At 43.5% G+C, this 11,167-nt stretch carries 12 protein-coding genes; 3 read left to right on the plus strand and 9 right to left on the minus strand.

The window, feature by feature from the left end:
- Positions 1 to 110 precede the first annotated feature (110 nt).
- Genes B9J87_RS04420 through B9J87_RS04430 form a run of 3 tightly spaced genes read left to right on the plus strand, consistent with a single transcriptional unit; the run spans position 111 to position 1,519 of the window.
- Positions 111 to 845, plus strand: coding sequence for a WYL domain-containing protein (locus tag B9J87_RS04420; protein ID WP_094149488.1), 735 nt, complete (start codon positions 111 to 113; stop codon positions 843 to 845).
- A 30-nt stretch (positions 846 to 875) separates the two neighbouring features.
- Entirely contained in the window at positions 876 to 1,244 is a 369-nt protein-coding gene (locus tag B9J87_RS04425; RefSeq protein WP_094149490.1) for a hypothetical protein, read from the plus strand.
- A 47-nt stretch (positions 1,245 to 1,291) separates the two neighbouring features.
- Positions 1,292 to 1,519 carry a hypothetical protein gene (locus B9J87_RS04430; protein ID WP_094149492.1) on the plus strand — a complete coding sequence of 76 codons (228 nt, stop codon included), beginning with the start codon at positions 1,292 to 1,294 and terminating at the stop codon, positions 1,517 to 1,519.
- A gap of 242 nt (positions 1,520 to 1,761) precedes the next feature.
- Here the strand turns inward: B9J87_RS04430 and fbaA are convergent, their stop codons facing one another.
- The 9 genes from fbaA to B9J87_RS04475 all read right to left on the minus strand — a co-directional run bounded on the left by fbaA (position 1,762) and on the right by B9J87_RS04475 (position 11,038).
- The gene (gene fbaA / locus B9J87_RS04435) at positions 1,762 to 2,847 is read right to left on the minus strand and encodes a class II fructose-bisphosphate aldolase (protein ID WP_094149494.1); all 1,086 of its coding nucleotides are present in this window, start codon (positions 2,845 to 2,847) and stop codon (positions 1,762 to 1,764) included.
- A 7-nt stretch (positions 2,848 to 2,854) separates the two neighbouring features.
- Complete coding sequence (tkt, locus tag B9J87_RS04440; RefSeq protein WP_094149508.1) at positions 2,855 to 4,861, minus strand: transketolase; 2,007 nt, start codon at positions 4,859 to 4,861, stop codon at positions 2,855 to 2,857.
- 182 nt (positions 4,862 to 5,043) lie between these two features.
- Positions 5,044 to 5,685 carry an HAD family hydrolase gene (locus B9J87_RS04445; RefSeq protein WP_094149496.1) on the minus strand — a complete coding sequence of 214 codons (642 nt, stop codon included), beginning with the start codon at positions 5,683 to 5,685 and terminating at the stop codon, positions 5,044 to 5,046.
- Between the two features lie 74 nt (positions 5,686 to 5,759).
- Positions 5,760 to 6,506 (minus strand): phosphatase, encoded by a 747-nt coding sequence (locus B9J87_RS04450; RefSeq protein WP_094149498.1) that lies wholly within the window; start codon positions 6,504 to 6,506, stop codon positions 5,760 to 5,762.
- A gap of 19 nt (positions 6,507 to 6,525) precedes the next feature.
- Complete coding sequence (locus tag B9J87_RS04455) at positions 6,526 to 7,260, minus strand: nucleoside/nucleotide kinase family protein (protein WP_094149500.1); 735 nt, start codon at positions 7,258 to 7,260, stop codon at positions 6,526 to 6,528.
- An 8-nt stretch (positions 7,261 to 7,268) separates the two neighbouring features.
- Positions 7,269 to 7,787 (minus strand): MltR family transcriptional regulator, encoded by a 519-nt coding sequence (locus B9J87_RS04460; protein ID WP_176429478.1) that lies wholly within the window; start codon positions 7,785 to 7,787, stop codon positions 7,269 to 7,271.
- Between the two features lie 54 nt (positions 7,788 to 7,841).
- On the minus strand, positions 7,842 to 9,113 hold the full coding sequence (locus B9J87_RS04465) for a zinc-binding dehydrogenase (protein ID WP_094149504.1): 1,272 nt from the start codon (positions 9,111 to 9,113) through the stop codon (positions 7,842 to 7,844).
- Between the two features lie 47 nt (positions 9,114 to 9,160).
- Positions 9,161 to 10,564 carry a PTS mannitol transporter subunit IICB gene (locus B9J87_RS04470; RefSeq protein WP_094149506.1) on the minus strand — a complete coding sequence of 468 codons (1,404 nt, stop codon included), beginning with the start codon at positions 10,562 to 10,564 and terminating at the stop codon, positions 9,161 to 9,163.
- Between the two features lie 30 nt (positions 10,565 to 10,594).
- Entirely contained in the window at positions 10,595 to 11,038 is a 444-nt protein-coding gene (locus B9J87_RS04475; protein ID WP_094149510.1) for a PTS sugar transporter subunit IIA, read from the minus strand.
- Between the last annotated feature and the right edge of the window lie 129 nt (positions 11,039 to 11,167).

Raw genomic sequence — 11,167 nt, forward strand, 5'->3', positions numbered from 1 at the left:
CGATTGATGCTGTTTTCACCGTTGGACATTATGTGTCTGACCCACCTCTATTCTCCCGACATTAAATGTCCGACTCCGGTGTGGAGCTTTGATGTATTGAGAGCGTAGTCATGAGCAATAAAACCAGCATTGAAGGGTTATCCGCTTTGCTGCACACGCTGATGCTTATTCCTCAACATCGATGGATCACCGTTAGGGAGTTGCAGCAGCAGTTAGCCCAACTCGATATCCACCGCACTACGCGCAGCATTAAACGCTACCTCGATAAAGTCATTGTGGAGGTGTTTAATGTGGAGTGTGATTCGATGAGCATGCCCCATGTTTATCGCAAAACCTCAGAGCAATTACTGAAACTCAACAAGCAGGAAATGCTCTATTGGCAACTGACCAACAAGTACTTACTGCCGCTGGTTCCTGATGCACTGAATTATGGGCAAGGGTCCTCCTCGGAGAGAGACAAACCCTTGCCACACAAGGGTTCAGCGCATTCAAAAGAGCAAGCATGGTTGGAAAAAGTGCATGTGGAATTGCCCAATATTCGCGAGTGGAGTGACGAACAACGGCAAGTGTTGAATGCGGTACATACCGCATTACTGCACAACCGTATGCTCAAGATATCGAGCCAAGTATTGCAGCAAGAGAAGGCGCTCATTGAGCCACTGGGACTCTCGGTTCAGTGTGACGCGCTCTTGCTGCTCTTTCGATTATCCGGTCAACACACGATACGCACCCTAGCCTTGCCTTTGATTGATAAGGCCAGTGTATCGACGTTTTCTTTTACCTATCCGACTGATTTCAATCTTGAGCGGTTCATGCTTGAACACGATGGAATCAGTGCATCCTGAATTTCACTCACCGATAAGGAGAGCACCGTTATGACATTAACCAACACCCTACTCCGATACGCCGCTATGACCATCCTGTTTATCGGGCTCACCGCTTGTGGCAACCAAGAAGAGACTCAAACAGTAACAGCAGATATTGAAATATCGATATCAACTAATCCTCACTGGGGAACATTGGTCTTTGACCTGCAAGCTATCACCGACAACACCGTAATTAGCAATGTGGTGATTAACCGAGGCAACTGCCGCTTACCCGCAGGCACAACCTCAGAGCTATCAAGAAACGTTTCATTAAACTTCGGCCAAACCTACACCGGATACAGCAACAACTGCACCGTGGACAGCGTGAAAGAAATCGAAGTCACCTCCAGTGCTGGCACCTTTGCCTACACCTTCTAATTCTCAATCCCTCAATAACACACTCAACCAACTCGTAAGGATAAATTATGAACAAGTCAACTCTACTTATCACAGCAGCATTAGCTTTCTCTACCTCTTCCGCATTTGCTGGTGGAACACTGGGCGGAAACCCATCCGCGGATTCGGGTGCAGTTAACGTCAGTGTAGGCAAATGCACTCAATACAAAATGGATGTGAAAGCTGCACAACAGGAAGGTAAGGACGTAGCGAGCATCACCGTTCCTGAAGGCTGTGAAGCCATCAAAGAAAAGTAACGCCACCAACAGCGGTAAAAATGATAATGGGGAGCAATCACGCTCCCCATTCTTTTTTTGCTTCTGTACACACAAGCTGCACAATCAATAAGCCGGCTTCTAAACTCATTTTGGGACAAAAGTGAGTCAACAACAAAAGGCTCGGCAAATAAAGAACCACTTAAAAAACACCATCGAAGAGAATCAAGAACCGTAAAAAGGCCTCAAGTCACAAATTGAGGCTTTTCAATGATAATTGTTATCTATAAACAGACGCCTAAAGTAGCGAACAGTTTTTTGACTAACTTGATATTCGAGGTCTGACCTGCTCGCAGAATAACACGAGGGTCATAGTATTTCTTGTTCGGCTTGTCTTCCCCCTCAGGGTTACCAATCTGACCTTGCAAGTAATAAAAATTATCCGCAATATATTGGCGCGCACCATCCCACGTAGCCCATTGTGTATCGGTATCAACATTCATCTTGACCACACCGTATTCAATAGCTTCTTTAATTTCAGCCTCCGTTGAACCACTACCTCCATGGAATACAAAAGATAAAGCGTTTGCATCGAGACCAAATTTTTCACAAACATATGTTTGAGATTCACGAAGAATTGTAGGAGTCAGAACCACGTTACCAGGCTTGTACACACCATGTACATTGCCAAATGATGCGGCAATCGTGAAGTGTGGGCTGATTGAGCTTAATTTATCATAAGCATACGCCACATCTTCTGGAGAGGTGTACAGCATTGATTGATCTAAATGAGAGTTATCCACTCCATCTTCTTCACCACCAGTGCAACCAAGTTCGATTTCAAGCGACATACCAATCTTACTCATACGCTCTAGGTATTTAGCTGAAATGGCGATATTTTCTTCTAACAACTCTTCAGATAAGTCAATCATGTGTGAAGAAAAAAGTGGCTTGCCTGTTTGTGCAAAGTATTCTTCACCAGCATTAAGTAAAGCATCAATCCACGGAAGTAAAGCCTTTGATGCGTGGTCAGTATGCAGAATTACAGGAACACCGTAAGCAGGTGCCACTTCGTGTACATATTTAGCAGCAATGATAGCGCCTAAAGTTTGCGCTGCATGCCCTGGAAGTTTCAGACCTTTTCCCGCAAAAAAGCCTGCACCACCGTGCGACAATTGAATAATCACTGGTGAACCAATGTCTGAGGCCGCTTCGAGTACCGAGTTGATTGAGTCTGTATTTACACAGTTGATAGCTGGAAGCGCGAATTTATTCTGTTTAGCCAGTTTGTAGATCTTTTGGACATCTTCTCCAAAAATCACACCCGGTATAATCTCCAAGTCTTGCCATTGTTTTTTTATATCTAACATTGTCTTATTACTTCCTAACTTGTGCTTCAAGTAATGCATGTGCAGTGGTCAATACGTTATCTAGCGTAAAGCCAAACATCTTAAACAATTCACCAGCAGGCGCAGATTCACCGAATGTTGTCATACCGATGATTTTGCCGTTTAGACCAACGTACTTGTACCAGTAATCCGCAATACCTGCTTCGATAGCGATACGTGCTGTTACGTCTGATGGGAGAACTTCTTCACGGTATGCAGCGTCTTGCTTGTCGAATGCATCAGTTGATGGCATTGAGACAACGCGTACTTTCTTACCCTCTACGGAGAGTTGTGTTGCCGCTTCTACTGCTAGCTGAACCTCAGATCCTGTTGCGATAAAGATAAGCTCAGGCTTGCCCTCACAATTTTTTAGGATGTAGCCACCCTTAGCAACATTTACTAGCTGTTCAGCATCACGTGGTTGCTGTGTTAAGTTTTGACGAGAGAATATTAGTGACGTTGGTGCATCTTTACGCTCGATAGCGAGTTTCCAAGCCACAGCTGATTCAACTTGATCACAGGGACGCCATGTGCTCATATTTGGCGTTAGACGTAGAGAGGCCATTTGCTCAACTGGTTGATGCGTGGGACCATCTTCACCCAGACCGATAGAGTCGTGAGTGTAAACTTGGATGTTCTGCACTTTCATTAGAGCTGCCATACGCATTGCGTTACGAGCATATTCCATGAACATTAGGAACGTAGCACCGTATGGTACGAAACCACCGTGTAATGCGATACCATTCATGATTGCTGTCATACCGAATTCACGCACACCGTAATGGATGTAGTTACCTGAGAAATCAGCAGGTTCAAGAGACTTAGATCCAGACCACATGGTGAGGTTAGATGGCGCAAGGTCAGCAGAGCCGCCCATAAATTCAGGTAGCATTGCACCAAACGCTTCTAGTGCGTTTTGCGAAGCTTTACGTGATGCGATATCAGCGGAGTTAGCCTGAAGATCAATGATGATTTGTGTTGCTTTCTCTTCCCACTCGGCTGGTAGATCACCGTTTAGACGGCGCTTAAGCTCAGCAGCTTCCGCTGGATATGCTGCTGCGTATGTTTCAAATTTTTCGTTCCAAGCCGCTTCTTTCGCTGCGCCAACATCGATCGCAGACCACTCTGCGTAGATATCATCAGGAATTTCGAATGGGCCGAATTCCCAACCTAGTGCCGCTTTCGTTGCTGCAATTTCATCGTGGCCTAGCGGTGCACCGTGACAATCGTGAGAGCCAGATTTGTTTGGAGAACCAAAACCGATGATAGTCTTAGTACAGATTAGTGTTGGACGAGGGTCAGCTTTAGCAGCTTCGATAGCCGCGTCAATTGCTTCAAAATCGTGACCGTCTACAGCAGGGATTACATGCCAACCGTATGCTTCAAAACGCTTAGGTGTATCGTCAGAGAACCAACCCTCGACTTCACCGTCGATTGAAATGCCATTGTCATCCCAGAATGCTATTAACTTACCTAGACCTAGCGTACCAGCAAGAGAACAGGCTTCGTGCGAGATACCTTCCATCAGACAGCCATCGCCCATGAATACATAAGTGAAGTGGTCAACGATGTCATGATCAGGTTTGTTGAACTGTGCGGCAAGTGCTTTCTCTGCCAATGCCATACCAACTGCGTTAGTGATGCCTTGACCTAGAGGACCAGTGGTTGTCTCAACGCCCGGAGCATAACCGTACTCTGGGTGACCAGGAGTCTTAGAATGAAGCTGACGGAAGTTCTTAAGATCATCAATAGACAGGTAATAACCTGTTAGATGAAGCAGAGAGTAAATCAGCATAGAGCCATGGCCGTTAGATAAAACAAAACGGTCGCGGTCAGCCCATTCTGGGTTTTGTGGGTTGTGGTTTAGGTGATAACGCCAAAGAACTTCAGCAATATCTGCCATACCCATAGGTGCACCCGGGTGGCCAGAATTAGCTTTTTGAACACCGTCCATACTTAAAGCGCGAATTGCGTTCGCGAGGTCTTGGCGTTGTATTTCTTTATTTAACATAGTGTCATCTTCAATATAGTTCTGGGAATTTATTAGCACGACTTCATGCCATTACAGACCTTCAGAAATAGGAGACCTGAATGGGAATTAGTGTTTTAACGATTAAATCTGTGTCTTTGAAGGTAAGTACGTCAACAATCTACGCTCTAACCTTAGCAAATTGGAATTTAAAATTTATCCAAATAAGGAATAACATCTTCAAGGGTAGAAACCTGAAGAACATGCTCTACATCTTTAGCGGGAGGTAATAAGTCAGGGATCATAATTGAGTGACAGTTCGCTCCTATCCCTGCTCGCACACCATTATTAGAATCTTCCAACACTAAACATTCTTGGGGTAACAAACCCAATTGCTTACATGCAAGCTGGTAACATTCTGGATTGGGTTTTCCACGTCGCACATTTTCAGCGGTGACGATTGTATTGAACTTGTCTAATACTTGGATATTTTGGAAATTATGTTCGACATCAGATAAAGGAGATGATGTGACGAGGGCAACTTTTAATCTGCGCTGCTCAATCGCCGTAAACAAGGAGTTAAAACCGGGTTTAAGTGATATCCCTTTTTCACGTCTATTATGCAAGTCCCCATTACGAACACGTTTATAACGCTCCATATCAATTTTTCCATTGAAAAGCTTCGCGACCATCTCTTCACATTCTGAGCCGGGTGTACCTATGAACTGCTGGTATTGTTCGTCTGATAAAATTAAACCTTGGTCAATTGCAGCAAACTGCCAACTTTGTTTAGCCATAGATTCAGTATCAAAAATTAAACCGTCCATATCAAACAGCACAGCTTTTAGCATTTTATCCTCACTTAATTAAAACGAAGGTTTTGGGGAACTACTTACTCTAAAAAGCACGTCTGAAAATTTTCAGATCAATATAGTTCTGCAAATTCATCAATACGTTTTTTTCCGCGTTGCAGTAAGAAACTTAAAAACCGGGCGGTTGAAGTAGTGATAATTTTCTCTTTAGCAACACCGTGCTTTTCCAACAACGCTACAGCAAGATCCAATTTTGCAATCTCCTCACAGAAATGTGCATCAGAGCCCGTCGTAAAATACACCCCAACTTCTTTACCAACTTCAACAATTTTTGAGCAGCGCACATCACTACCTTTACGACTCTTGCCGGTTAAAGAGGTGTTGTTGACCTCAATAGATACATTGTGCTTTTTGGCACACTCCAACACCGTTCGGATGTCGAATTTATAATTTGGGTTGCCTAAATGACCAAGTGCATCAACCTTGCCACCTTTGATCACATTTAGTAGCGTTTCGGTGTGAACATCTTCTGTCGAGAGAGGGAAAACCGGTTCATGAAAGCTGGCAATCGTCCAGTCCAAGTGTTGATGGGTGGATGGTGCGAGATCAAGATCACCTTCTACGTTCATTAAGTTCGCTTCAACACCCCGCAAAATACCAACTCCATGAAGAAATCGGGGCAAAATTCTTTGATTGTTGAAAAACCAGTAATGGGGGGCACCTGGCATTTCAGGAGCATGATCCGTTGTACAAAGAAGTTTTAGCCCCTTTTCCTTAGATGCTAAAGCGTTTTCAATAATTGTGCTGTAAGCGTGTCCGCTAGCAAGAGTATGTGTATGGCTGTCGACAACGATTTCCATTACGACCTCCTTAGGTAATCTATTGAATTTCAAACGAACCGTCTTGGTTCATATATAGGGTTAGATCGGCTGAAATTGAGTGATTGAGGACTATATCGACATTTTGTGAGTCTGACTTTTCATAAAAGACTTTGGCATCCTCAAAACTCGTGCCGCCTCGGACTTTACGGCCAACCAAACGCTCTTCAAGAAACTTAGGATCTGTATCAATGAAGACCGTGAAGTCCGCTAATTTATGCAGCCCATTCCAAACAGGCTCGTCAAGCAACAAATAGTTACCTTCAATGACAACAATCTCTTTCTCAACCGCAATCGCATCATCAATTGGATCATGCAAATTGCGATCGTAATAAGGCCACTTAGGATCTTTTACTTTTAGCTGTTTCAGTTTGTCGATCAATGAGGTGAGATTAAATGTCTCAAATGCACCCTTAATACTACGCAAGGGAATTTGCTCGCCATTACGGGTTGTGTAGTTAGAATCTAGGATCTCATTTGGGAAATGAAAGCCATCAAAAGGAAGTACCTGTAGCGGCTCAACATTCGATTCTGTATTGGACAGATATTCCCAAAAGGCCGCTAGCGTTGATTTACCACTGCCCGGAGGCGCGGCAAGAAAGATGATGATGCGTTCATTTTTTTGTTGAAAAAGCTTGGTGAACTTTTCAACTAGTGGTTTATGGATCTGTTCAATATCTTTGTCTGGAAATACAGCTTCACTTTCAAAGCCACTAACATTTAATGACACTTTCATAGAGGGTCCTAGCTGATAACTTCACTCTCTACCTTTTCAAGTAAACCCTCACAAGAGAGCTTCAATACGATTTTGATCAGCGATTCATAACGTGCTTGAGAAAAGGAATCAAATGATGAAAATTTTAATTGGTTGATAGAGTCAAGGTACATATTTGCCTCACTCTGTTTGAGTGAAGATTGATTACTGATGAAGTCATATATCATCTCATCGCGAAACGCTATCGGCTCAGATTGCTTTGAAACATAGTCATGCATCTGATCAAACAGTCCAATGTCTGCATAGGTTTCTAGGGTTATTTTCCCCATTGCGAACATCAACTTAGAAACGACATCAACTTCAACCAATGGTCCCTCATTTTTTAATAGAGGGGTCACCGCATATTCAATAACCAGTGGATCTTGCACAAATACTCGGGGTAACAAATGCTTCAACTGGGCTGTAATCAGTTTATGAGACACTTGAATAAAACAAGTGGCCGTTTCGCACTCTTCTAACGCATCTAATAATTCATCCTGCACCGTAATAACATGTTCCTTATAATTTTAGTGGCAGCAACAAAGCTGCCACTAATTTATCGATTAAGCAGTTAAACTCACGTCATAAAATTCAAGTAACGCTTTTTCTGCCAGCTCATTCCAAACGTAGTTATTATCTTTCAAGATTTTGTCAAGTTCACCAAAGAACGGATCTTGACCGGCTAATTTGTGGAACTCGTCAATTGCCGTTAGTGGCAGGTCGATGTGAGGGTAGATCAGCTTTTTACCACCCGGAATATCAAGTTGATTCAAGATGGTATGTGGCGCAGCCTCTAGACCACCAACGTGAGTCAGCATGAATGATGGATTGATCTTACCGACTTCTGATAACTCTAGTGATTCAACCATATCGCCAGTTGAACCTCCTGATGTACCAACAATGTGCGTTGACTCGTAGTGAACGTTGTAAAAGTTAAATGGGACTTTGAATTGCTTGTCTGTTGGGCCTGCGAAGAAGTTTAGACAGCCATCATTACCTAACAATTCATCTGCTTGCTCTAGCACTTGTGCAACGGCTGCGTAAACCATCACATCATCATAGCCATTACCGTCATTCAACGCTTTCAGATGAGCTACTGGATCATCCACCTTTGCTGTGTTTACATAATGCAGCTCAATACCATTTTCAGCTGCTTTCGATACTGGAATTAAACTCTCTGCGCGTTTTAAGCGAGCATCATCAATATCTGTCACCACAATGCGACTTGGTTTTACTGGACCGTTGATAGCATAGTCGATCGCGCCAATACCCATAGGGCCAGCACAAGCAAGAAGAGCCAGAGCCCCCTCCTCCTTGATACCCATTTTGTGCTCGTAAACGTAAGGCGTGGTATGGTAACTCGCGTGGAAGGCACCGATAATACAAGACATAGGCTCAGCAAGTGATGCATTTGCGTAGTAAGAGCTCTTGTATGGCAGTACACAGTCCAGGTCAATTGCCACTTTAGGAATGATTGAGTACGTTGCGTTACCACCAAATGCCTCATAGCTGTAACCTGCTGAGTAGCCTGTAGGGAGGCCCATTGCCGGTTGCAGTACAAACGGCTCACCCGGCTTAAAACGGTCTTTAAGGTTTGCACCCACTTCAACAATCACACCTGCATATTCGTGACCTGTCATTACAGGCACTTCTGCAATGTTTTCTGGTACACGCTTGTGGTTGCTGCCAAGTAGCGCAGCTTTATAAGTAGAAAGACAGATGCTGTTTGAAATGTTTTTTACCAGCAGTTCGTCATCAGAAATCTTTGGTAGTTCGAAAGTTCTTAACTGAACATCTTTTTCACCACAAATTACAGCTGCTGTTGTTTGAACCATGATGTTTTCTCCGAAAGTGGGGCCATGTTCAGCCCCTAAATTTGTTATTAAGCTTGCTGACTGATAGTTTCCATTAAATTGTCTAATGCCGGATCATGTAAGAAGTTTTTGATTGTCACCACTGGCAGACCCGTTGCTTTTACTGCACGACTTTCTAAACTTTCATGAGTGACCACAACATCAGCATTACTTGGTACTTTTTCGATAGCGAAGTTCTTAACTTCAACGTCATAGCCTGCTTTTTGCAGCTTGCGTTTAAAGGTAGAGGCTCCCATCGCGCTTGACCCCATCCCTGCATCACATGCAAAGGCAACAAATTTAATCTCTTTTGCTTCAATTTGAGCTGCTGCCGCTGGCGCTTTTACTACTGCGCCTTCCGCTTTCATATCTTTCATGTCAGTGATTGACTGCTCGAACTCATCTTCTGACTCTTCTTTCTTGCTCACTTTCAAGATGGCACTTGCCACAAGGAAAGAGACAATCGTTGCTGTTGCAACACCTGCAATGGTTGCAAAGAAGCTGCCTTTTGGTGTTAGCGCTAGGTAAGAGAAGATTGAGCCAGGGCTTGGACCTGCAACCAGACCACCATCAAATAGGTTGAACGTTGCGATACCTGTCGCTGCTCCTGCTATCATTGCTACAATCATGATTGGCTTCATTAGCACATACGGGAAATACAGCTCATGAATACCGCCGAAAAAGTGAATGATGATGGCACTTGGTGCAGATTTTTTACTTAGACCTTGACCAAATTTCGCGTAAGCCAGCAGCATACCAAGACCAGGACCTGGGTTAGACGCTACCATGAAGAAGATAGATTTCCCTGTCTCAGCCGCCGCTTGCAAACCTAGAGGGTAGTAAATACCTTGGTCAATCGCATTATTCAGGAACAACACTTTTGCAGGTTCATTAATGACAGCAAGTAGAGGTAGGAAACCTGTTGCAACCAATGCTTCGATGCCTGATTTCACGAATAAGTTCGCAGCTGTTACAGATGGACCAACAATCGCGTAAGCAAATAGACACATGATCATGCCGAAAATACCTAGCGAAAAGTTGTTGACTACCATTTCAAAGCCAGATGGAATTTTGTCTTGTAGACGTTTATCGATTTGTACAATCACCCAACCACTCAGTGGGCCTATGATCATAGCACCAACAAACATTGGAATCTCTGCACCAGCAATTACACCCATCGTACCGATTGCACCGGCAACCGCACCACGTTTGTCACCAACAATCTGACCACCGGTGTAACCAATAAGCAAAGGAAGTAGATAGGTGATCATTGGACCAACCAATTCACCAAAGTATTCGTTTGGGATCCAACCTGTAGGGATAAATAAAGCTGTAATAAAGCCCCAAGCGATAAAGGCACCGATATTTGGCAATACCATCGCAGTCAGATGACCACCGAAGGCTTGCACTTTTGCTCGAACATTTGTAGTCACGTTATACTCCTTCTTAACGAAAGGTTGTTATTAGTAGTTTTTAATAATTTCTAAAACGTCTTGCTTTGTTTTTGACGCTGCAAGTTTTTCTATATTTTCTTCATCTACTAACATTTCGCTGAGTGCCTGAATCACTTCAATGTGAGTATCAGAATCTTTTGCTGCTAATGTTAGAAGAACGTTGGCTGGTCCCATATCTGAGCCAAAATCCACCGGAGTCTCGAATACGTGAATACCAATGCCTGTTTTTAAAACACCAGCTTCAGGTCGAGCATGAGGCATAGCAATCCCCGGACAAAGCACGTAATATGGGCCATTGTCATGAGTTGATTGGATGATTGCATCTGCGTAATCAGACGTAACATAACCTTTATCTTGTAAGTAACGAGTTGTTTCTTTTACTGCATCTTCCCACTGGTAGTGTGAGTGGTTAATAACATCGATTAGATCGTGATCGACTAGGTCATATAGCATGATTAACCCCGACATTTAGTTGTTCGCTATTGTTGGAGTTATTATTGATGAAAAGAACAAGACTGGAAAGCAGCCACAAAAGGTGAACAATATCACTACGAATAACCAGTCAACCTTTATTTCACAACC

It is taken from the genome of Vibrio sp. V19_P1S1T109, assembly GCF_002241375.1.
Classification (GTDB): domain Bacteria; phylum Pseudomonadota; class Gammaproteobacteria; order Enterobacterales; family Vibrionaceae; genus Vibrio; species Vibrio anguillarum.

Bases quoted from the DNA above. Each gene is read 5' to 3' on its own strand.
- B9J87_RS04475 (WP_094149510.1), bottom strand. From the start codon at position 11,038: ATGCTATATGACCTAGTCGATCACGATCTAATCGATGTTATTAACCAC.
- B9J87_RS04430 (WP_094149492.1), top strand. From the start codon at position 1,292: ATGAACAAGTCAACTCTACTTATCACAGCAGCATTAGCTTTCTCTACC.
- fbaA (WP_094149494.1), bottom strand. From the start codon at position 2,847: ATGTTAGATATAAAAAAACAATGGCAAGACTTGGAGATTATACCGGGT.
- B9J87_RS04455 (WP_094149500.1), bottom strand. From the start codon at position 7,260: ATGAAAGTGTCATTAAATGTTAGTGGCTTTGAAAGTGAAGCTGTATTT.
- B9J87_RS04450 (WP_094149498.1), bottom strand. From the start codon at position 6,506: ATGGAAATCGTTGTCGACAGCCATACACATACTCTTGCTAGCGGACAC.
- B9J87_RS04465 (WP_094149504.1), bottom strand. From the start codon at position 9,113: ATGGTTCAAACAACAGCAGCTGTAATTTGTGGTGAAAAAGATGTTCAG.
- B9J87_RS04445 (WP_094149496.1), bottom strand. From the start codon at position 5,685: ATGCTAAAAGCTGTGCTGTTTGATATGGACGGTTTAATTTTTGATACT.
- B9J87_RS04425 (WP_094149490.1), top strand. From the start codon at position 876: ATGACATTAACCAACACCCTACTCCGATACGCCGCTATGACCATCCTG.
- B9J87_RS04420 (WP_094149488.1), top strand. From the start codon at position 111: ATGAGCAATAAAACCAGCATTGAAGGGTTATCCGCTTTGCTGCACACG.